21 protein-coding genes are annotated in these 22160 nt (G+C 61.1%); all 21 read left to right on the top strand.

Translation table 11 applies throughout. From position 1 onward, the window contains the following. Positions 1–24 precede the first annotated feature (24 nt). The gene (locus tag ACODR6_RS18305) at positions 25–384 is read left to right on the top strand and encodes a four helix bundle protein (RefSeq protein WP_203429997.1); all 360 of its coding nucleotides are present in this window, start codon (positions 25–27) and stop codon (positions 382–384) included. Between the two features lie 76 nt (positions 385–460). After that, positions 461–1651 carry an NADH-quinone oxidoreductase subunit D gene (locus tag ACODR6_RS18300; RefSeq protein WP_199628746.1) on the top strand — a complete coding sequence of 397 codons (1191 nt, stop codon included), beginning with the start codon at positions 461–463 and terminating at the stop codon, positions 1649–1651. Then, positions 1651–1929 carry a hypothetical protein gene (locus tag ACODR6_RS18295; protein WP_199628745.1) on the top strand — a complete coding sequence of 93 codons (279 nt, stop codon included), beginning with the start codon at positions 1651–1653 and terminating at the stop codon, positions 1927–1929. The genes ACODR6_RS18300 and ACODR6_RS18295 overlap by 1 nt, the downstream gene beginning before the upstream one ends. A 16-nt stretch (positions 1930–1945) precedes the next feature. Continuing rightward, complete coding sequence (locus tag ACODR6_RS18290; protein ID WP_489023422.1) at positions 1946–3073, top strand: NADH-quinone oxidoreductase subunit E; 1128 nt, start codon at positions 1946–1948, stop codon at positions 3071–3073. Between the two features lie 10 nt (positions 3074–3083). After that, the gene (gene nuoF / locus ACODR6_RS18285; protein WP_112720476.1) at positions 3084–4388 is read left to right on the top strand and encodes an NADH-quinone oxidoreductase subunit NuoF; all 1305 of its coding nucleotides are present in this window, start codon (positions 3084–3086) and stop codon (positions 4386–4388) included. Between the two features lie 3 nt (positions 4389–4391). After that, positions 4392–5012, top strand: a complete 621-nt coding sequence (locus ACODR6_RS18280; RefSeq protein ID WP_489023420.1) for a 5' DNA nuclease — start codon at positions 4392–4394, stop codon at positions 5010–5012. A 224-nt stretch (positions 5013–5236) separates the two neighbouring features. After that, complete coding sequence (gene nuoG, locus ACODR6_RS18275; RefSeq protein ID WP_489023418.1) at positions 5237–7318, top strand: NADH-quinone oxidoreductase subunit NuoG; 2082 nt, start codon at positions 5237–5239, stop codon at positions 7316–7318. Positions 7319–7330: 12 nt separating this feature from the next. Next, complete coding sequence (gene nuoH / locus ACODR6_RS18270; protein ID WP_112720473.1) at positions 7331–8374, top strand: NADH-quinone oxidoreductase subunit NuoH; 1044 nt, start codon at positions 7331–7333, stop codon at positions 8372–8374. 40 nt (positions 8375–8414) lie between these two features. After that, the gene (gene nuoI, locus ACODR6_RS18265; protein ID WP_112720472.1) at positions 8415–8906 is read left to right on the top strand and encodes an NADH-quinone oxidoreductase subunit NuoI; all 492 of its coding nucleotides are present in this window, start codon (positions 8415–8417) and stop codon (positions 8904–8906) included. 143 nt (positions 8907–9049) lie between these two features. Then, positions 9050–9664 (top strand): NADH-quinone oxidoreductase subunit J, encoded by a 615-nt coding sequence (locus ACODR6_RS18260; protein ID WP_489023415.1) that lies wholly within the window; start codon positions 9050–9052, stop codon positions 9662–9664. 23 nt (positions 9665–9687) lie between these two features. After that, the gene (gene nuoK, locus ACODR6_RS18255; protein WP_018900202.1) at positions 9688–9996 is read left to right on the top strand and encodes an NADH-quinone oxidoreductase subunit NuoK; all 309 of its coding nucleotides are present in this window, start codon (positions 9688–9690) and stop codon (positions 9994–9996) included. Positions 9997–10003: 7 nt separating this feature from the next. Further along, entirely contained in the window at positions 10004–12001 is a 1998-nt protein-coding gene (gene nuoL / locus ACODR6_RS18250; RefSeq protein ID WP_489023412.1) for an NADH-quinone oxidoreductase subunit L, read from the top strand. After that, on the top strand, positions 12001–13512 hold the full coding sequence (locus ACODR6_RS18245; RefSeq protein ID WP_203429074.1) for an NADH-quinone oxidoreductase subunit M: 1512 nt from the start codon (positions 12001–12003) through the stop codon (positions 13510–13512). The genes nuoL and ACODR6_RS18245 overlap by 1 nt, the downstream gene beginning before the upstream one ends. 18 nt (positions 13513–13530) lie before the next feature. Next, entirely contained in the window at positions 13531–14976 is a 1446-nt protein-coding gene (gene nuoN, locus ACODR6_RS18240; RefSeq protein ID WP_112720491.1) for an NADH-quinone oxidoreductase subunit NuoN, read from the top strand. Further along, entirely contained in the window at positions 14976–15740 is a 765-nt protein-coding gene (locus ACODR6_RS18235; protein ID WP_489023410.1) for a biotin--[acetyl-CoA-carboxylase] ligase, read from the top strand. The genes nuoN and ACODR6_RS18235 overlap by 1 nt, the downstream gene beginning before the upstream one ends. Positions 15741–15749: 9 nt before the next feature. Then, a complete protein-coding gene (locus tag ACODR6_RS18230; RefSeq protein WP_489023408.1) occupies positions 15750–17420 on the top strand; it encodes a ribonuclease J in 1671 nt (556 codons plus the stop codon). Between the two features lie 2 nt (positions 17421–17422). Beyond that, entirely contained in the window at positions 17423–17827 is a 405-nt protein-coding gene (mce, locus tag ACODR6_RS18225) for a methylmalonyl-CoA epimerase (protein ID WP_203429072.1), read from the top strand. Between the two features lie 122 nt (positions 17828–17949). Continuing rightward, positions 17950–18231, top strand: coding sequence for a DUF1467 family protein (locus ACODR6_RS18220; RefSeq protein WP_112720464.1), 282 nt, complete (start codon positions 17950–17952; stop codon positions 18229–18231). Positions 18232–18815: 584 nt separating this feature from the next. Next, positions 18816–20138: a proline--tRNA ligase gene (proS, locus tag ACODR6_RS18215; protein ID WP_489023407.1), complete on the top strand. Its 1323-nt coding sequence runs from the start codon at positions 18816–18818 to the stop codon at positions 20136–20138. A gap of 13 nt (positions 20139–20151) precedes the next feature. After that, complete coding sequence (locus tag ACODR6_RS18210) at positions 20152–21459, top strand: lipoprotein-releasing ABC transporter permease subunit (protein ID WP_489023406.1); 1308 nt, start codon at positions 20152–20154, stop codon at positions 21457–21459. A gap of 15 nt (positions 21460–21474) precedes the next feature. Further along, positions 21475–22158 carry an ABC transporter ATP-binding protein gene (locus ACODR6_RS18205; RefSeq protein ID WP_112720490.1) on the top strand — a complete coding sequence of 228 codons (684 nt, stop codon included), beginning with the start codon at positions 21475–21477 and terminating at the stop codon, positions 22156–22158. Positions 22159–22160: the final 2 nt, after the last annotated feature.

Raw genomic sequence — 22160 nt, 5'->3', positions numbered from 1 at the left:
ATAGTTGGAAAGGGTGCGCAGACGATAAGCTCCTACAAAGATCTCAAGGTGTGGCAGGCGGCCATCGACTTGGCTGTCGATTGCTACGAGTTAACCAAGGGATTTCCAAGGGAGGAGGCTTACGGTCTGACTGCTCAAATCCGCAGGGCTGCGACATCAGTCGCAGCCAACATTGCTGAAGGTCACGGCCGTGAAGTCACGGGAAGTTTCGTTCAGTTCTTGCGGATTGCCCAGGGTTCGCTGAAGGAATTGGAAACGCATATGCTCATCTCGCAAAGGGTCGGACTGATCCGCGAGGTCGAGTTCAGGAAGATGACGGACAGATGCGACGAAATCGGCAGGATGCTGCGCGCGCTGATACGAAATCTTCAGGAGAAGCAATGAAACGGAATGCAACTATTCGCTATTCGCTATTCGCCATTCGCTTAGCTGACAGCGCATCTGGCCCGGAGCAGGCAGCATGACAGAACATAACGTCCGCAACTTCAACATCAATTTCGGACCGCAGCATCCGGCGGCGCACGGCGTTCTTCGTCTTGTCCTGGAGCTTGACGGCGAAATTGTGGAGCGTGTTGACCCGCATATCGGCCTGCTGCACCGCGGCACCGAGAAGCTGATCGAGACCAAGACCTATCTGCAGGCGGTCCCTTATTTCGACCGTCTCGATTACGTCGCACCGATGAACCAGGAGCATGCCTATGCCCTGGCCGTCGAAAAGCTGCTCGGCATCGACATCCCGATCCGCGGCCAGCTGATCCGCGTTCTCTATTCGGAAATCGGCCGTATCCTGTCGCATCTTCTGAACGTCACGACGCAGGCCATGGACGTCGGCGCGCTGACGCCGCCGCTCTGGGGCTTCGAAGAGCGCGAAAAGCTGATGGTGTTCTACGAGCGCGCCTGTGGCGCCCGTATGCATGCTGCCTATTTCCGTCCGGGTGGCGTCCACCAGGATCTGCCGGAAGAGCTGGTCCAGGATATCGGCAAGTGGTGCGACGAATTCCCGTCCAAGCTCGACGATATCGACGACCTCCTGACCGGCAACCGCATCTTCAAGCAGCGTAACGTCGATATCGGCGTCGTGTCGCTGGAAGACTGCTGGGCCTGGGGCTTCTCGGGTGTCATGGTTCGCGGTTCGGGCGCTGCCTGGGACCTGCGCCGCTCGCAGCCTTACGAGTGCTACTCGGATCTCGAATTCGACATTCCGATTGGCAAGAACGGCGACTGCTACGACCGTTACCTGATCCGCATGATCGAGATGCGCGAATCCTGCAAGATCATGAAGCAGTGCGTCAACCGCCTGCTGTCGGATGCCAAGACAGGCCCGTTCTCTTCTGTTGACGGCAAGGTCGTTCCGCCGAAGCGTGGCCAGATGAAGCGCTCGATGGAAGCGCTGATCCATCACTTCAAGCTCTACACCGAAGGTTACCACGTTCCGGCCGGCGAAGTTTACGCCGCCGTCGAAGCGCCGAAGGGCGAATTCGGCGTCTACGTCGTGTCCGACGGCAGCAACAAGCCGTACCGCTGCAAGATCCGCGCCCCGGGTTATGCCCATCTCCAGGCGATGGATTTCATGTGCCGCGGTCACCAGCTGGCCGACGTCGCCGCCGTTCTCGGTTCGCTCGACATCGTCTTCGGTGAGGTTGATCGCTGATGAAGCTCACCGTGCTCTCGGCCGCTGCATTCCTCGTTGCCGCCTCGGCTTTCGCCCAGGACAACAACACGCAGGGATTCGGCCCTAAGCTCGGTTCTGATGAAGTAACGCCGCCAAGCGGTCGGGCCACGATGGGGGAGCTCTTGTCCAAGGGTTACCAGATCAAGGCCGCCGTACCGAATGGCAAGAAATTCGTAGTGTTTTTGCAGAAAGACCAGTCGGCCTACGCATGCGAGATGCAGTCATTGACAGCTTCGCAGTGTGGGACCCTAAACTGACAAGGCGTGAGGAAGAATGTCCGTTCGTCGACTAGCCGAAGATCAATTCCAGCCTGCCGCATTCGCCTTCAATGACGAAAACGCGGTCTGGGCGGATAAGACGATCCAGAAATATCCCGCAGGCCGTCAGCAGTCCGCGGTCATTCCGCTGCTGATGCGAGCGCAGGAGCAGGACGGTTGGGTCACGCGCGCCGCGATCGAAAAGGTCGCCGACATGCTGGATATGGCCTATATCCGCGTGCTCGAGGTCGCGACCTTCTATACCCAGTTTCAGCTCGGTCCGGTCGGTACGCGCGCCCACGTTCAGGTCTGCGGTACCACGCCCTGCATGCTGCGCGGTTCGGAAAAGCTGATGGGCGTCTGCCGCAGCAAGATCCACCAGCACCCGTTCGAGCGTAACGCCGAGGGCACGCTGTCCTGGGAAGAGGTCGAGTGTCTCGGGGCTTGCGTCAACGCACCGATGATCATGATCGGCAAGGACACCTACGAGGATCTGACGCCTGAGCGTCTCGAAGAGATCATCGACACGTTCAACGCCGGCAACGGCGCGAGCATCACGCCCGGCCCGCAGATCGACCGTCACTTCTCGTCGCCGGAAGGTGGCCCGACGTCGCTTCTGAGCGAAGAGCCGAAGGCGAAGGCCAAGACTTCCGCGAAGAAGGCAGACGCCGACGCTGTCAGTGTTCCGCCGTCTGAGGCCGCTCGCCCGAAGAGCACGGACGCAGAAACCAATCCGACGCTGAAGACGCCGCACACGGCGCCGAAGGCTGCTGCCAAGAACGCTGCTGCTGAAGCGGCTCCGGCCGTTGCCGAGAAGCCTGCCAAGGCTGCTGCCGCTCCGGCCAATGCAAAGCCCTCGCTGGAGGACAAGAACCGTCCTGCAGGCATCGAGAAGCCGGCAGCACCCGACGATCTCAAGCTGATCTCCGGCGTCGGTCCGAAGATCGAAGGTATTTTGAACGAACTCGGCATCTTCACCTTCGCGCAAGTCGCGGCGTGGAAGAAGGCTGAACGCGAATGGGTCGATGGATACTTGAATTTCAAGGGCCGCATCGAACGCGACGACTGGGTCAAGCAGGCCAAGGCGCTCGCCAAGGGCGGTGAAGCGGAATATATCAAGGTCTTCGGCAAGAAGCCGCGGTAAGAGGTGAAGCATGTTACAAGATAAAGACCGCATCTTTACCAATATCTACGGCCTCAAGGACAAGTCCCTGAAGGGCGCGATGAGCCGCGGCCACTGGGATGGCACCAAGCAGATCCTCGAGAAGGGCCGCGACTGGATCATCAACGAGATGAAGGCTTCGGGCCTTCGCGGCCGTGGCGGCGCAGGCTTCCCGACCGGTCTCAAGTGGTCCTTCATGCCGAAGGAATCCGACGGCCGTCCGCACTACCTCGTCGTCAATGCCGACGAATCGGAACCGGGCACCTGCAAAGACCGCGACATCATGCGCCACGATCCGCATACGCTGATCGAAGGCTGCGTTATCGCGAGCTTCGCCATGGGCGCCAATGCTGCCTATATCTACGTCCGCGGCGAATATATCCGCGAGCGTGAAGCCCTGCAGGCGGCGATCGACGAGTGCTACGATTACGGCCTGCTCGGCAAGAGCAACAAGCTCGGCTACCCGATGGACATCTACGTCCACCACGGCGCCGGCGCCTACATCTGTGGCGAAGAAACCGCGCTGCTCGAAAGCCTTGAAGGCAAGAAGGGCCAGCCGCGCCTGAAGCCGCCGTTCCCGGCCAACATGGGTCTCTACGGCTGCCCGACTACGGTCAACAACGTCGAATCGATCGCCGTTGCTCCGACCATCCTGCGCCGCGGCGCCGGCTGGTTCTCGTCGATCGGCCGTCCGAACAATGTTGGCACCAAGCTGTTCATGCTGTCGGGTCACGTCAACAAGCCGTGCACCGTCGAAGAAGAGATGGGCATCACCTTCCGTGAGCTGGTCGACCGTCACGCCGGCGGTATCCGCGGCGGCTGGGACAACCTGCTCGCCGTCATTCCGGGCGGCGCATCGTGCCCGATCGTTCCGGCCAAGGACATTATCGATTGCCCGATGGACTTCGACGGCCTGCGCGCTGTCGGCTCGTCCTTCGGTACGGCAGCTGCGATCGTCATGGACAAGTCCACCGACGTCATCAAGGCGATCGCCCGTATCTCGGCCTTCTTCAAGCACGAGAGCTGCGGCCAGTGCACGCCGTGCCGCGAAGGCACCGGCTGGATGTGGCGCGTCATGGAGCGCATGGCCAAGGGCAACGCCCAGAAGCGCGAAATCGACATGCTGTTCCAGGTCACCAAGCAGATCGAAGGCCACACCATCTGTGCGCTCGGCGATGCTGCTGCATGGCCGGTCCAGGGTCTGATCCGCAATTTCCGTCCGGAAATCGAAGCGCGTATCGACCAGTACACGGCCAGCGCCATGGATCATGGCGCGGTTCTGGAAGCTGCGGAGTAAGCGATGACGAAGGCGTCGGGCAGCAAGGACAAGCAGGGAGCGGCCGATTTCTCGGCTGACTTCGGCCGTCTTGCTGCCGAGATGCTGGAGAATGCCCGCTCGATGCCGATCCATCCGATGATGGCCCATCCGGCCGCGGCTATGGCAGCGGCAACCGCCGTCGGCATCGGTTTCTCGACGCAGATGGCCGGCGCTTTTTTCGGTGCGCTGCAAGGCGCCTTCGAAGCGACGAGCCGGATTGCCGAAGCGCTCGACGAGACGCCGCCGGCCGCTGCAAAGCCCGAGGTTCGCATCAAGCCGGAGAACATCCGGCCGGCTGCTGCCAAGAAGGCGGCCTTGTCGATCGTCGCAACGCCGGAGCCGAAGGCGGCTCCTGTCGCTGCGAAGAAGCCGGCGAGCCGTGCCAGAAAGGCCGACGACCTGAAGCTGATTTCCGGCATTGGTCCGAAGCTGGAGCAGGTGCTGAACGCCAAGGGTATCCGCACCTTCGCTGCGATCGCAGCCTGGAGCGATGCGGAAGCGGCAGGCATCGACGCAGAGCTCGGCTTCGACGGCCGGATCGCCCGCGACGACTGGCGCGGTCAGGCCAAGGCTCTCGCGGCGAAGCGCCGCAAGCGGGTTTGAGTTTTTCCGGCTGACCCAAGCGGCCGGAGGGAATAAGGCAGGCATGACGGGGCAGGGGCCTCGCTCAGGCAAGCCGATCGGGTCTCGGGTTCCCCGGGGCCGGGGAAAGACAATTTGGGCGACACCGGTGCTTGCGGGGACGAAATCCCGCCTGGCAGCGGTCATGTTGCAGAATAAGGTTTGTTTGCCGCCATCCGGCGAACGGGAAACAGGACTGAGTGACGATGGCAAAACTGAAGATTGACGGTAACGAGATCGAGGTCCCGGATCACTACACGCTTATTCAGGCGTGTGAGGAAGCCGGCGCTGAAGTTCCGCGCTTCTGCTTCCATGAGCGGTTGTCGGTCGCCGGCAATTGCCGCATGTGCCTTGTCGAAGTGAAGGGTGGCCCGCCGAAGCCGCAGGCTTCCTGCGCCATGGGCGTGCGCGATATCCGCGGCGGCCCGAACGGCGAACTGCCCGAAGTCTTCACCAACACGCCGATGGTCAAGAAGGCCCGCGAAGGCGTGATGGAATTCCTGCTGATCAACCATCCGCTGGATTGCCCGATCTGCGACCAGGGCGGCGAGTGCGATCTGCAGGACCAGGCGATGACCTTCGGCATCGACACCTCGCGCTACCAGGAAGACAAGCGCGCCGTCGAGGACAAGTATATCGGACCGCTCGTCAAGACGGTCATGAACCGCTGCATTCACTGCACGCGCTGCGTCCGCTTCACCACCGAAGTGGCCGGCATCTCCGAGCTCGGCCTGATCGGCCGCGGCGAGGATGCCGAAATCACCACCTATCTCGAGCAGGCGATGACGTCCGAGCTGCAGGGCAACGTCGTTGACCTCTGCCCGGTCGGCGCGCTGACCTCCAAGCCTTTCGCCTTCACGGCCCGCCCGTGGGAACTGAACAAGACCGAATCGATCGACGTCATGGACGCGCTCGGCTCTGCGATCCGCGTCGATACCCGTGGCCGCGAAGTCATGCGCGTCATGCCGCGCGTCAACGAGCAGATCAATGAAGAGTGGATCTCCGACAAGAGCCGCTTCATCTGGGACGGCCTGAAGACGCAGCGCCTCGATCGTCCTTACGTCCGCAAGGGCGGCCGCCTGCAGCCGGCAACCTGGGTCGACGCCTTCGGCGCCATCAAGACGGCGGTTGCTGGTACGACGGGCGAGAAGATCGGCGCGATCGCCGGCGACCTCGCAACCGTCGAGGAAATGTACGCATTGCAGGAACTGGTGAAGTCTCTCGGTTCCGAGAACCTCGACTGTCGCCAGGATGGGACGGCACTTGATCCGTCGCTCGGCCGCGCAAGCTACCTCTTCAACCCGACCATTCAGGGCATCGAAGAAGCCGACGCGCTCCTCATCATCGGCGCCAACCCGCGCTTTGAAGCCGCCGTTCTCAACGCCCGCATCCGCAAGCGCTGGCGCCGCGGCGGTTTCCCGATCGGTGTGATCGGCGAAGCCGGCGAATTGCGCTACGACTACGAATATCTCGGCGCCGGTCCGGATACGCTGAAGGATCTCGTCGACGGCACCCATGCCTTCGCGAAGGTTCTCGCTGACGCCAAGAAGCCGCTGATCATCATCGGCCAGGGCGCTCTGTCGCGCGCTGATGGTGCAGGCGTCCTCGCCAGCGCTGCCAAGCTCGCAGGCGCAGTCGGCGCTGTTGCCGAAGGCTGGAACGGCTTTGCCGTCCTGCACACGGCAGCCGCGCGCGTCGGTGGCCTCGACCTCGGCTTCGTTCCGGGCGCCAAGGGCGTCGATGCCGCAGAGATGCTGTCCTCCATGGACGTGCTCTTCCTGCTCGGCGCCGACGAACTCGATTTCACCAAGAAGGCTGCGAAGTTCGTGGTCTATATCGGCTCGCACGGCGACCAGGGCGCGCATAACGCCGACGTCATCCTTCCGGCTGCTGCCTATACCGAAAAGTCCGGTACTTGGGTCAACACCGAAGGCCGCGTTCAGATGGGCAACCGCGCCGGCTTCGCACCGGGCGACGCCCGTGAAGACTGGGCGATCCTGCGTGCTCTCTCCGACGTGCTCGGCAAGAAGCTTCCCTTTGATTCGCTTGGCGAATTGCGCGGCAAGCTCTATGCCGCATTCCCGCATTTCGCAGCCATCGACGAGATCGCCGAAAGCGACAGCGCCAAAATTGCCGCAGTTGCGAAAAAAGCCGGGAAGATGAACAAATCCGGGTTTGCTTCACCGGTCAAAGACTTCTATTTGACGAACCCGATAGCGCGCGCCTCGGCTGTCATGGCCGAGTGCTCGGCATTGGCCCGCAACAACTTCAAAGTCGCGGCAGAGTAAGGGCAGGGGACTATGGAATCGTTTGTTTCAACTTATGTCTTGCCTGGCCTTCTAATGGTCGGTCAGTCGCTGCTGCTCCTGGTCTGCCTGCTGGTCTTCATCGCATACATTCTGCTTGCCGACCGTAAGATCTGGGCAGCCGTTCAGCTGCGCCGTGGACCCAATGTGGTTGGTCCCTTCGGCCTTTTCCAGTCCTTCGCCGACCTTTTGAAGTTCGTCTTCAAGGAACCGGTTATTCCGGCCGGCGCCAATAAGGTCGTCTTCCTGCTGGCACCGCTGGTGACCGTGCTTCTGGCACTGTCCACCTGGGCCGTCATCCCGTTCTCCAACGGCTGGGTGATCGCCAACATCAATGTCGGCATTCTCTACATCTTCGCGATCTCCTCTCTCGAAGTGTACGGCATCATCATGGGCGGCTGGGCTTCGAACTCGAAGTATCCGTTCCTCGGCGCGCTCCGCTCGGCTGCGCAGATGGTGTCCTACGAAGTCTCGATCGGCTTCGTCATCGTCACCGTTCTTCTCTGCGTGGGTTCGCTGAACCTGACGGATATCGTCATGGCTCAGCAGACCGGCCTCGGCACCAAGCTCGGCCTGCCCAGCTCGTTCCTCGACTGGCACTGGCTGTCGCTGTTCCCGATGTTCATCATCTTCTTCATCTCGGCGCTCGCTGAAACCAACCGTCCGCCCTTCGACCTTCCGGAAGCGGAATCGGAACTGGTTGCCGGCTTCATGGTCGAATACGGTTCCTCGCCGTACATGATGTTCATGCTCGGCGAATATGCGGCCGTCTGCCTGATGTGCTCGCTGACGACGATCCTCTTCCTCGGCGGCTGGCTGCCTCCGGTTGATTTCTGGCTCATCAATTGGGTCCCGGGCATCATCTGGTTCATGCTCAAGTCGTGCCTGGTGTTCTTCATGTTCGCGATGGTCAAGGCATTCGTGCCGCGCTACCGCTACGACCAGCTGATGCGCCTCGGCTGGAAGGTCTTCCTTCCGCTGTCGCTCGCCATGGTCATTATCGTTGCATTCGTGCTGAAACTGACGGGATGGGCATGATCATGACATCCCTCGTTTCCGGCAAATTTGGAGGTTGAAGATGGCAAGCTTGTCAAACACCGTCAGCTCGCTGTTCCTCAAGGAATTCGTCGGCGCATTCTTTCTGTCGATGCGCTACTTCTTCAAGCAGAAGGCGACGATCAACTACCCGTTCGAAAAGGGTCCGGTTTCTCCGCGCTTCCGCGGCGAACACGCACTGCGCCGTTATCCGAACGGCGAAGAGCGCTGCATCGCCTGCAAGCTCTGCGAAGCGATCTGTCCCGCTCAGGCGATTACCATCGAAGCCGGCCCGCGCCGCAATGACGGCACCCGCCGTACGGTGCGTTACGACATCGACATGGTGAAGTGCATCTACTGCGGCTTCTGCCAGGAAGCCTGCCCGGTCGATGCGATCGTCGAAGGCCCGAATTTCGAATTCGCCACGGAAACCCGCGAAGAGCTTTATTTCGACAAGCAGCGGCTTCTCGACAATGGCGACCGGTGGGAACGCGAAATCGCGCGCAATATCGCGATCGACGCGCCGTACCGCTGATTGGAATTTGAAATGCCGCAGGGCAGGCGACAGCCGCCCGCGGTCAACATGCACCGGAGCTTTGCCGGCCCTTCAGGGTAGACGGAGCTTCATCGGGCAGGGAAACTCCCGGCTGCCCGGGGGAAGATGAAAAAGGCACCAACATGGGTCTGCAGGCTCTATTTTTCTATCTTTTCGCCTTCGTCGCGGTCGCGTCGGCGTTCATGGTCATCTGGGCAAAGAACCCGGTTCACTCGGTTCTGTTCCTCATCCTGACCTTCTTCAATGCCGCGGGCCTCTTCCTGCTGCTTGGCGCCGAGTTCCTGGCGATGATCCTGCTGGTCGTTTATGTCGGCGCGGTCGCGGTTCTCTTCCTCTTCGTGGTCATGATGCTCGACATCGACTTCACGGAGCTGCGCGCAGGCGTTCTCGAATATGCGCCGATCGGCGCGCTGATCGGCATCATCCTTGCCGCTGAGCTGATCATCGTCATCGGCGGCAGCGTGATCTCGCCCAAGATTGCCAAGACCGTCGCCATGCCGATCCCGGCTCTGACGGAGCGCACCAACACGGCGGCGCTCGGTGACGTGCTCTATACGAACTACGTCTACTTCTTCCAGATCGCCGGTCTGGTCCTTCTCGTCGCGATGATCGGTGCGATCGTGCTGACGCTGAGGCACCGCACCAACATTCGCCGTCAGAATATTTCCCAGCAGGTTGCCCGCACGCCGGCGACCGCCGTCGAGGTGGTCACCGTCAAGCCGGGGCAGGGCCTCTAAGCGCAGGGACAAGGAACAAGAACATGGTCATCGGTCTTTCCCATTACCTGACGGTCAGCGCCATTCTCTTCACGCTCGGCGTCTTCGGCATCTTCCTGAACCGCAAGAACATCATCGTCATTCTCATGTCGATCGAGCTGATCCTGCTTGCGGTCAATATCAACATGGTCGCCTTCTCGTCGTTCCTCAACGACATCGTCGGCCAGGTCTTCGCACTTTTCATTCTGACCGTCGCGGCTGCGGAAGCGGCCATCGGTCTTGCAATTCTCGTTGTCTTCTACCGCAACCGCGGTTCGATCGCGGTCGAAGACGTCAATATGATGAAGGGCTGAGCGGCTCATGTTCCTCTATAAGGCTATCGTCTTTCTTCCCTTGATCGGCGCAATCATCGCCGGCCTTTTCGGCCGCGCGATCGGCGCCAAGGCATCGGAATATGTCACCAGCGGCCTGATGATCATCGCCGCCGCTCTCTCCTGGTACGTCTTCTTCACGGTGGCCCTCGGCCATCCGGAAGGCGCGATCAAGGTTGAAGTCCTGCGCTGGATCCAGTCCGGCGGCATCGACGTCTCCTGGTCGCTGCGCATCGACACGCTGACCTCGGTCATGCTGATCGTCGTCAACACGGTCTCGACGCTCGTTCACATCTACTCGATCGGATACATGCATCATGATCCGCATCGCCCGCGCTTCTTCGCCTATCTGTCGCTCTTCACCTTCGCCATGCTGATGCTGGTGACCTCCGACAACCTGCTGCAGATGTTCTTCGGCTGGGAAGGCGTTGGTCTGGCATCGTATCTGCTGATCGGCTTCTGGTTCAAGAAGCCGTCGGCTTCGGCTGCGGCGATGAAGGCCTTCATCGTCAACCGCGTCGGCGACTTCGGCTTCGTGCTCGGTATCGCAGGCGTCTTCGTTCTCTTCGGCGCCATCAACTTCGACACGATCTTCGCCAACGCTGCGAACTTCGCGCCGCATGAAGGTGCAGAAGCTGCCAGCGAAGTTGTTCTCAACCTCTTCGGCATGCAGCTCGACAAGACGCATGCGCTGACCGCCGTCTGCCTGCTGCTCTTCATGGGTGCCATGGGTAAGTCGGCGCAGTTCCTGCTGCACACCTGGCTGCCGGACGCTATGGAAGGCCCAACGCCGGTTTCGGCGCTCATTCATGCCGCGACCATGGTTACCGCCGGTGTCTTCCTCGTCGCCCGCATGTCGCCGCTCTTCGAACTGTCGCATGATGCGCTGACCTTCGTCACCATCATCGGTGCGATTACCGCCTTCTTCGCGGCAACGGTCGGCCTCGTTCAGAACGACATCAAGCGCGTCATCGCCTATTCCACCTGCTCGCAGCTCGGCTACATGTTCGTGGCGCTCGGAGTAGGGGCCTATGGTGCTGCGATCTTCCATCTCTTTACGCACGCCTTCTTCAAGGCACTGCTCTTCCTCTGCGCCGGTTCGGTTATCCACGCCGTCGATGGCGAGCAGGACATGCGTTACATGGGCGGCCTGCGTCCGCACATCAAGGTCACCTTCTGGATGATGATGATCGGTACGCTCGCCATCACCGGCGTCGGCATTCCGTTCACTCCGATCGGTTTCGCGGGCTTCTTCTCGAAGGACGTGATCATCGAGGCTACCTACGCGTCGCACTCGCCGGCTGCAGGCTTCGCCTTCACGCTGCTCGTCATCGCCGCTCTGTTCACCAGCTTCTATTCCTGGCGCCTGATCTTCCTGACCTTCTTCGGCAAGCCGCGCGCTTCCCACGAAATCATGCATCACGTCCATGAATCGCCGCAGGTCATGCTGGTGCCGCTCTACATCCTGGCAATCGGCGCCGTCTTCGCCGGCTTCCTCTTCGAGGGCCGCTTCTATGGCGAAGAATATGCCGAATTCTGGAAGGGCGCGCTGTTTACCTCCAAGGAAAATGAACTGCTGGAGCACTTCCATCACGTTCCGGCCCTGGTCGCGCTCAGCCCGTTCATTGCCATGGTCATCGGCTTCGTGACCGCCTGGTACATGTACATCAAGTCGCCGTCGACGCCGCGCGTTCTCGCGCAGCAGCACCGCGTCCTCTACCAGTTCCTGCTCAACAAGTGGTACTTCGACGAACTCTACGACTTCCTCTTCGTCCGCTCCGCCAAGGCTCTTGGCAACTTCCTGTGGAAGAAGGGTGACGTCGGCGTCATCGATACCTACGGCCCGAACGGCATTGCCGCCCGCGTCGTCGATGTCACGAACCGCGTGGTCCGCCTGCAGACCGGTTACCTCTATCACTACGCCTTCGCGATGCTGATCGGCATTGCAGCGCTCGTTACCTGGATGATGCTCGGGAGTTCCTTCTGATGACCGATTGGCCTATTCTTACAACGGTCACCTTCCTGCCGCTCGTCGGCGTGGTGCTTCTGCTGCTGATGAATGAAAACGGCCCGAACGGCCGCCGCAACGTGCTCAACATCTCGTTGATCACGACGATCGTCACGTTCCTGCTGTCGCTCCTGATCTGGACTGGCTTCGATAACGCCAATCCGGGCTTCCAGATGGTCGAGAAGCACGCCTGGCTCGGTACCGGCATCGGCTATCATGTCGGCGTCGACGGCATCTCGATGCTGTTCGTCATCCTGTCGACCTTCCTCATGCCCTTCTGCGTGCTGGCAAGCTGGCTCTCGATCGAGAAGCGCCTGAAGGAATACATGATCGCCTTCCTCATCCTCGAAGTGATGATGGTCGGTGTCTTCGTGTCGCTGGATATCGTGCTCTTCTACGTCTTCTTCGAGGCCGGCCTCATCCCGATGTTCCTGATCATCGGTGTCTGGGGTGGCGCGAACCGCGTCTATGCGAGCTACAAGTTCTTCCTCTACACGCTGCTCGGCTCGGTGCTGATGCTGCTCGCCATCATGGCGATGTACTGGCAGGCCGGCACGACCGATATCTCGGCGCTGCTCGCCTACAAGTTCCCGCCGCAGATGCAGACATGGCTATGGCTGGCCTTCTTCGCCTCCTTCGCCGTCAAGATGCCGATGTGGCCGGTTCACACCTGGCTTCCCGACGCGCACGTTCAGGCGCCGACGGCCGGCTCCGTCATCCTGGCAGGCGTGCTCCTGAAGCTCGGCGGCTACGGCCTGATCCGCTTCTCGCTCGGCATGTTCCCTGTCGCCTCCGACTTCTTCGCGCCGATGGTCTTCGCACTGTCCGTCATCGCCATCATCTACACCTCGCTTGTGGCGATGATGCAGGACGACATCAAGAAGCTGATCGCCTACTCGTCGGTGGCGCACATGGGCTACGTGACCATGGGCATCTTCGCCGCCAACATGCAGGGCGTTCAGGGCTCGATCTTCCAGATGCTGTCGCACGGCATCGTCTCTGGCGCGCTCTTCCTCTGCGTCGGCGTCGTTTACGACCGAACCCATACCCGCGAGATCGCGGCTTACGGCGGTCTGGTCAACAACATGCCGAAATACGCAGTGGCGATGATGGTCTTCACCATGGCCAATGTCGGTCTGCCGGGCACCTCGGGCTTCATCGGCGAATTCCTGACCCTGATCGGCGTCTTCCGCGCCAACACCTGGGTTGCGCTCTTCGCTGCCACCGGCGTCATCCTGTCGGCGGCCTATGCTCTGTGGCTCTATCGCCGCGTGATCTTCGGCGCGCTTGAAAAGGAAAAGCTGAAGGCTCTGCTCGATCTTTCGCCGCGTGAGCAGATGCTGCTCTACCCGCTGATCGCGCTGACCATCTTCTTCGGTGTCTATCCGGCTCCGGTCTTCGATGCGACGGCCGCTTCGGTTGACATGCTGGTGAACAATTATACGGCCGCCGTACACGCAGCGCAGAACGTTGCGCTGTCGATGAACTGATGACGGGACTTTTTGGACATGACCGCTGAAACCATTCTTGCAAGCCTGCATCTCACCGCGCCGGAGCTGATCCTCGCGGTAGGCGCCCTTGTCCTGCTGATGATCGGTGTCTTCACGGGCGAGCGGTCCGGGCGTCTGGTGAGCGTGCTCGCCATGATCCTGTTCGCGGCTGCGGCTCTCTGGCTGATCTTCATCCCGTCCAACGGCCTCGCCTTTGGCGGCGTCTACAAGGCGGACGGCTTCTCCCGCTTCATGAAGGTGACGGCGCTGACCGGCTCCTTCGTGGCGCTCTTCATGTCGCTCGGCCATGCCAAGGAAAACCAGCTCGACAAGTTCGAGTTCCCGGTTCTCCTCGTGCTCTGCACCCTCGGCATCATGCTGATGATCTCGGCAAACGACCTGATCGCGCTCTATCTCGGCCTCGAGCTGCAGTCGCTGGCGATCTACGTCGTCGCTGCGATCAACCGCGACAGCGTCAAGTCGACGGAAGCCGGCCTGAAGTATTTCGTGCTCGGCGCGCTGTCCTCGGGCATGCTGCTCTACGGCATGTCGCTGGTCTATGGCTTCACCGGCCATACGCACTTCGCCGATATCGCCCAGGCGCTCAATGTCGAAGGCGCGCGTTCGCTTGGCCTGATCTTCGGCCTGGTCTTCATCCTCGCCGGTATCGCCTTCAAGATCTCGGCCGTGCCGTTCCACATGTGGACGCCCGACGTTTACGAAGGTGCGCCGACCCCGGTCACCGCCTTCCTGGCAAGCGCTCCGAAGGTTGCCGCCATGGCCATGATGACCCGTATCGTCATCACCGCCTTCCAGCCGATCATGGCTGACTGGCAGCAGGTCGTGGTCTTCATCTCGATCGCCTCGATGCTGCTCGGCTCCTTCGCCGCTATCGGCCAGAAGAACATCAAGCGACTGATGGCCTATTCGTCGATCGGTCACATGGGCTATGCGCTGGTCGGTCTTGCAGCCGGCAACCAGACGGGCGTCTCCGGCGTCATGCTCTACATGGTTATCTACATGGTCATGACGCTCGGCTCCTTCGCGATCATCATGTCGATGCGCCGCAAGGATGGCACCGTCGTCGAAGCGATCGACGATCTGGCGGGTCTATCGAGCACCAACCCCTTCATGGCGACGGTTCTCACCATCCTGATGTTCTCGCTTGCCGGTATCCCGCCGCTCGCTGGCTTCTTCGCGAAGTACTTCGTCTTCGTCGCAGCCATCGAAGCCAAGCTCTATGCGCTCGCCATCATCGGCGTTCTCGCATCGGTCGTCGGCGCTTACTACTACCTGCGCGTCATCAAGCTGATGTGGTTCGATGAAGCCAAGGGCGAGTTTGCCCGCGTCTCCGGCGCCCTCAAGCTGGTCTACGGTCTCTCCGGCCTGTTCGTTCTCGCCTATGTTCTCATCGGCGGTCCGATCGGCGGTGCGGCTGAGCTGGCGGCAGCGACGCTGTTCTGATGATGTCTCCAGCGCGGCGCCGGATATCGCTCGGCGATATCAGGCACGAAGCCCTGACGGAGACACCTTCGACCAACACAGAATGCCTTGCCCGAGCCCGGGCAGGGGACCCCGGTCTCCTCTGGGTGACCGCGGTCAGGCAGACCGGCGGCCGCGGCCGCCGCGGACGCCCCTGGGTCTCCGAACCCGGCAATCTCTATTCTTCCCTTCTCCTGATCGATCCTGCTCCGATGGAGCGCATGGGATCCCTGCCGCTGGCGATTGCTGTCGCCGTCCATCAGGCGATCCGCCAAGTCCTGCCGCCGGGCGCCGAGCCGCTCGAGGTCAAGTGGCCGAACGACATCCTGATCGGACGCAAGAAGACCTGCGGCATCCTCGTCGAAGGCGAGCAGCTGCCGGACGGGCGCTATGCGCTGGTGATCGGCATCGGCATCAATGTCTCGGTCATGCCTGAGAACCCGATGTATCCGGTGACATGTCTGCGCGAGCAGGGCAGCTCGGCCTCGCCCGAGGAGCTCTTCGCCCATCTCTTTGCTTCCATGGCCGAAGTGCTGGATGTCTGGAACGCCGGGCGCGGCATCAAGGAAATCACCGCGCGCTGGCGCGAGGTCGCCTGTGGCGTCGGCGAGAAGATTACCGTGAATTTACCGGACAGGTCGATTTCCGGCCATTTCGCTGGAATTGATGATAATGGGCTGTTGATGCTCGATACCGGCGCAGGCAGGATGATGCAGATCGCCGCCGGCGACGTTTTCTTTGGATAGTAGGACCTAATGGCGAAACAAGACGAACTGGTATTTCTTCCGCTGGGCGGCGTCGGCGAGATCGGCATGAATCTCGCTCTGTACGGCTATGGCCCCGCGGATCACCGCCAGTGGATCATGGTCGATTGCGGCGTGACCTTCCCGGGTCCAGACCTGCCGGGCGTCGATCTCGTGCTGCCCGATATCCGCTATCTCGCCACCGAGCGCAAAAGCCTGAAGGCGATCATCATTACCCACGCGCACGAAGATCACTACGGCGCGCTGGCCGATCTCTGGCCGGGCCTCAATGTTCCCGTCTATGCCTCGCCCTTTACCGCGGGCCTGCTCGAAGCCAAGCGCAATTTCGAGAAGGGCGCGATCGGCGAAGTGCCGGTGACGATCTTCAAGGCAGGCGACACGATCAATGTCGGCCCCTTCAGCATCGAAGGCGTCGCCGTGAACCACTCGATCCCCGAGCCGATGTCGCTGATGATCCGCACGCCGCTCGGCAATGTCATCCATACCGGCGACTGGAAGATCGACCACGAGCCGTCGCTCGGGCCGCTGACCGACGAAAACCGCTTCCGCCAACTCGGCGACGAAGGCGTTCTGGCGCTGATGTGCGATTCCACCAACGCCCTGCGCGACGGCGTCTCGCCCTCGGAGAAGGACGTCTCGGAAAGCCTGCGCAAGATCATCGAGAATGCCGAGGGACGCGTGGCGATCACCACCTTCTCCTCGAATGTCGGCCGTATCCGCACCGTCGCCGAGGCTGCTGAAGCCGCCGGCCGCGAAGTGCTGCTGCTCGGCAGCTCGCTGAAGCGCGTCGTCGACGTCTCGCGCGACATCGGCATCATGGAAGGCATCAAGCCCTTCATCTCCGAAGACGAATACGGCTACATCCCGCGCGACAAGGTCGTGGTGATCCTGACCGGCAGCCAGGGCGAACCGCGCGCCGCACTCGCCAAGCTCTCGCGCGACGAGATGCGCAATGTGGCGCTCGCCGCCGGCGATATCGTCGTCTTCTCCTCGCGCGCCATCCCGGGCAACGAGAAGGCGATCCAGGACATCAAGAACGGCCTCGTCGAGCAAGGCGTCCATATCATCACCGACGGTGAAGCGCTGGTCCACGTTTCCGGCCATCCGCGCCGTAACGAGCTGCAAAAGATGTATCAGCTGGTTCGCCCGAAGATCGTCGTGCCCGTCCACGGCGAGGCGACGCATCTGACGGCGCATAAGGAGCTGGCGGAGCAGTCCGGCATCGCAAGCGTGCCGCGCGTACGCAATGGTGACATCCTGCGTTTGGCACCTGGTCCGGCCGAAGTCATCGACGAAGCCCCGCATGGCCGCATCTACAAGGACGGCTCGCTGATCGGCGATTTCGACGAGATGGGTATCGGCGAGCGTAAGAAGCTCGCCTATGTCGGTCATGTCGCCGTCAACGTTGTGCTCGACAGCCGCTACGACATCATCGGCGAGCCGGATCTCGTCGCCATCGGTCTGCCGGTTTATGACGACGAAGGCGACGAGATGGAAGACACGCTGTTCGACGCCGTCATCGGCGCTGTCGAGAGCATTCCGCGCGCCCGCCGCAAGGATCTCGACATGGTGCAGGAGGCGATCCGCCGCGCCGTGCGCGCCGCCGCCAACCACGCCTGGGGCAAGAAGCCCGTCGTCACCGCCTTCCTGACCAAGGTCTGATCATGCTCGGCCGCGTCAATCACATCGCGATTGCCGTCCCCGATCTCGCCGCTGCGACGGCCAGCTACCGCGATACGCTCGGCGCCAGGGTATCGGCGCCGCAGCCCCTACCGGAGCACGGCGTCACCGTCGTCTTCGTCGAGCTCGACAATACCAAGGTCGAGCTCTTGGAACCGCTCGGCGAGAACTCGCCGATCGCCGCCTTCCTCGAAAAGAGCCCATCGGGCGGCATGCACCACATCTGCTACGAGGTCGCCGACATCACCGCCGCCCGCGACCATCTGATCACCTCAGGGGCGAGGGTGCTTGGCAATGGCGAGCCGAAGACCGGCGCCCATGGCAAGCCGGTGCTCTTCCTGCATCCCAAGGATTTCTTCGGCACACTGATCGAGCTCGAGCAGGTCTGACAGCCGCTTCTGCGGCAGAGTGACCTAGTCCCCAGCATTGGTCGCGGCGTGATTTGAGCTTTGCGCCATTCCACTCTATAAGCGCGGCGTTGCGATGGTCGTAACGCGATTTGGGACCCGCCATGCTGCAGATTTTCCTACAGGGCTTCGCCGTCTATTTCATCGTCTGGTGGCTCACGCTATTCGCCGTTCTGCCGATCGGTCTGCGCACCCAGGCGGAAGACAACGAGGTGGTGCTCGGCACGGTTCCGAGCGCCCCGGCGCGCTTCCGGCCGCTCTTCGTCTTCTCGCTGACGACGGTGATTTCGGCGATCATCTATGGCGCCTGGTACGTGTCTTCGACCTATTTCGGCTGGGGCTTCGATGCCCTGCCGCAGATCGGCCCGAGCTTCAATATCGAATAGGGCTTTTGCTCAATCTTTGAGCATATGTGTTAGCGCCAGCGAAAACGCCGTCATACGGCTGTCATCAACATGATGCAAAGAGCTCACGCGGCGGCAGCGATGTCTGCCGTTACGTCAATTCTCTGATGTTCACGTTAGGGAAGGGGCCGAAAAACCAAAAAAAAACAAGGCTAAAAGCCTTGTTTTAAGTATCGCGTGATCTGTAACCGTTGCCGGGGCTGCGACGAGCGCGCCTAAGATCTGATCCTCCCAAGACTTGACCGCGAATTGGCAAGAATTTATCTCCTTGCCTGTTTTGTGAGCTGAAACTAGCTCAAAGATTGGGCTTTGTCACCAGCTTTTTTTGCATTTTTGCTACAGTCGGGCAAAAAATTCCTGTTGACAAGATTTTGATGCAAGCCCTTATAAATGCGCGATTTTTTCTGCATTTGCGTTTTCCGGACGCCAACTTGCGTCTGCGGAAGGCTGCTTGCGCTGCTCGCGGGTTTCTTTCCGGCTGCGAAGCAGCTATGAACGCTCCCACCATTAACGAATGCCGTCGATTCCGCGATTGAAGTGGAATCCCAACTGCTCTGGAATCCGCCATGCGTCTGTCCCGCTACTTCCTGCCCATCCTGAAGGAAAACCCCAAGGAGGCGGAAATCGTCTCCCACCGGCTGATGCTGCGTGCCGGCATGATCCGCCAGCAGTCGCAGGGCATCTATTCCTGGCTGCCGCTCGGCAAGCGTGTTCTCGACAAGGTGAACAACATCATCCGAGAGGAGCAGAACCGCGCCGGCGCCATCGAGCTGTCGATGCCGACGCTGCAGTCCGCCGAGCTCTGGCAGGAAAGCGGCCGCTACGACGCCTACGGCAAGGAAATGCTGCGCATTAAGGACCGGCAGGACCGTCCGATGCTCTACGGCCCGACCAACGAGGAAATGGTCACCGATATCTTCCGGGCCTACGTCAAGTCCTACAAGGACCTGCCGCTCAACCTCTATCACATCCAGCTGAAGTTCCGCGACGAGATCCGTCCGCGCTTCGGCACCATGCGCTCGCGCGAGTTCATGATGAAGGATGCCTATTCCTTCGATCTGACGAAGGAGGAGGCGATCCACTCCTATAACAAGATGTTCGTGGCCTACCTGCGCACCTTCGACCGTCTCGGCCTGCGCGCCATCCCGATGCGCGCCGATACCGGCCCGATCGGCGGCAACCACAGCCACGAATTCATCATTCTTGCCGACACCGGCGAGTCCGAAGTGTTCTGCCATAAGGATTTCGTCAATTTCGACATCCCGGAAGCCGACACCGATTTCGACAGCGTCAAGGGCCTGGAAAGCGTCTTCGACAAGTGGACGTCGCTCTATGCAGCGACCTCCGAAATGCATGACGAGGCCGCTTTCGACGCGATCCCCGAAGGCGAACGCCTGTCGGCCCGCGGTATCGAAGTCGGCCACATCTTCTATTTCGGCACGAAATATTCCGAGCCGATGGGCGCCAAGGTCCAGGGTCCCGACGGCAAGGAACACAATGTTCACATGGGTTCCTACGGCATCGGCCCGACACGCCTTGTTCCCGCCATCATCGAAGCATCGCATGATGAGAACGGAATCATCTGGCCGGCCTCCGTCGCGCCGTTCGATGCGATCGTGATCAACATGAAGGCCGGCGACGCCGCCTGCGACAGTGCCTGCGAGAAGATCTACGCAGCGCTCTCCAAGGGTGGCAAGGACGTCCTCTATGACGACACCGACGATCGCGCCGGAACGAAGTTTGCGACGGCTGACCTGATCGGCGTTCCCGTTCAGATCATTGCCGGCCCGCGCGCGGTCGCGAACGGCGAAGTGGAAGTCAAGGACCGCAAGACGGGCGCCCGCGAGACGATGACCATCGACGCGGCAATCAATAAGCTCTTGGGCTGATAACGGAGGCGAAATGGCAGAGGCAGCAGTGGACAAGCGGGGTTCGAAATCCGGCTTCGGTCCGGCGAGCAAGCCATTTTCCACCTTCGAACGCATGGTCGCCTGGCGCTATCTGCGCGCCCGGCGCAAGGAAGCCTTCATTTCGGTCATCGCCGGCTTCTCCTTCGTCGGCATCATGCTCGGCGTCGCGACACTGATCATCGTCATGGCGGTGATGAACGGCTTCCGCACCGAGCTGATCTCGCGCATCCTCGGCATCAACGGCCACATGATCGTTCAGCCGGTCGATGCGCCCTTCACCGATTATGCGGCGCTGACGGAAAAGTTCGCCGCCGTTCCCGGCATTCGCATGGCCCTGCCGCTTGTCGAGGGACAGACGCTGGCCTCCGGTCAGGGCGGTGCTGGCACCGGCGCGCTGGTGCGCGGCATTCGCCCTGAAGATCTGACCAAGCTGAAGACCGTTTCCGACAACATCAAGTCGGGCGACCTCGTCGGTTTCATGTCCGGGCAGGGCGTGCTGATCGGCTCCGGCATGGCCAACCAGCTCGGCCTGCAGGCGGGCGATACGATCACGCTGATCTCGCCCGAAGGTGACGTCACGCCGATGGGCATCAATCCGCGGGTCAAGTCCTATACGGTCTCCGGCATCTTCGAGATCGGCATGTCAGAATATGATTCCGCCATCATCTATATGCCGCTCGAGGAATCGCAGCTTTATTTCAATTCCGAAGGGCTGGTGCAATCGATCGAGCTCTTCGCCAGCAATCCAGATGACATCGACAATCTGAGGCCGAAGGTCGAGGCCGCCGCCGGCCGCCAGATCGCCATCACTGACTGGCGCCAGCGCAACCAGACCTTCTTCTCGGCGCTGCAGGTCGAGCGCAACGTGATGTTCATGATCCTGACGCTGATCGTTCTCGTCGCGGCGCTGAACATCATCTCGGGTCTCATCATGCTGGTGAAGGACAAGGGCAGCGACATCGCCATCCTGAGAACGATGGGCGCGAGCTCCGGCGCCATCATGCGCATCTTCTTCATGACCGGGGCTGCGATCGGCATCGTCGGCACGCTTGCCGGCGTGCTGCTCGGCGTCGTCGTCTGCATCAATATTGAGTCGATCCGCCAGTTCTTCTCCTGGATCACCGGAACGATACTCTTCAATCCGCAGCTCTACTTCCTGAGCCAGCTGCCGGCGCAGATGAGCGTCAGCGAGACGACTTCGGTCGTCATCATGGCTCTGACGCTGTCTTTTCTTGCGACCATCTTCCCGGCCTGGCGGGCTTCGCGGCTCGATCCGGTGCAGGCGCTGCGCTACGAATAAGGAATGCTGAACTCCATGAAACGCAATGTCGTTCTCAAGCTTTCCGGCGTCGAGCGTCACTACGGGCAGGGCGATACGGTGCTCTCCATCCTGAAGGGGGCCGACTTCACGCTGCATAGCGGCGAGATCGTCGCTCTGGTTGCGCCCTCGGGCACCGGCAAGTCGACGCTGCTCCATCTGGCGGGTCTCCTGGAACATCCTGATGACGGTGAGGTCAGCATCAACGGCCATGCCTGCAACGGACTGTCCGACGATAAGCGCACGGCGATCCGCCGCAGCGAGATCGGCTTCGTCTACCAGTTCCATCATCTGCTGCCCGAGTTCTCGGCCCAGGAAAACATCATGATGCCGCAGATGATCTCGGGCCTGCCGCGCAAGGAAGCTGCCGAGCGTGCCAAGCAGCTGCTCGACTACATGCGCATCGGCCATCGCGGTGCCCATCGCCCGGGCGAGCTCTCCGGCGGCGAGCAACAGCGCGTGGCGATCGCCCGCGCCGTTGCCAATGCGCCGAGCCTGCTTCTCGCCGACGAGCCGACCGGCAATCTCGATCCGGAAACCGCCAACTACGTCTTCGACGCCCTGGAGGCGCTGGTGCGCCAGTCCGGTTTGGCGGCCCTGATCGCCACGCATAATCACGAGCTTGCCAGCCGCATGGACCGCCGGGTGACGATCAGCGACGGCAAGGTCGTCGACTTCTGAGC

Source organism: Rhizobium sp. FG96, from assembly GCF_057808655.1.
This window is presented reverse-complemented; position numbering and strand designations above follow the sequence as displayed.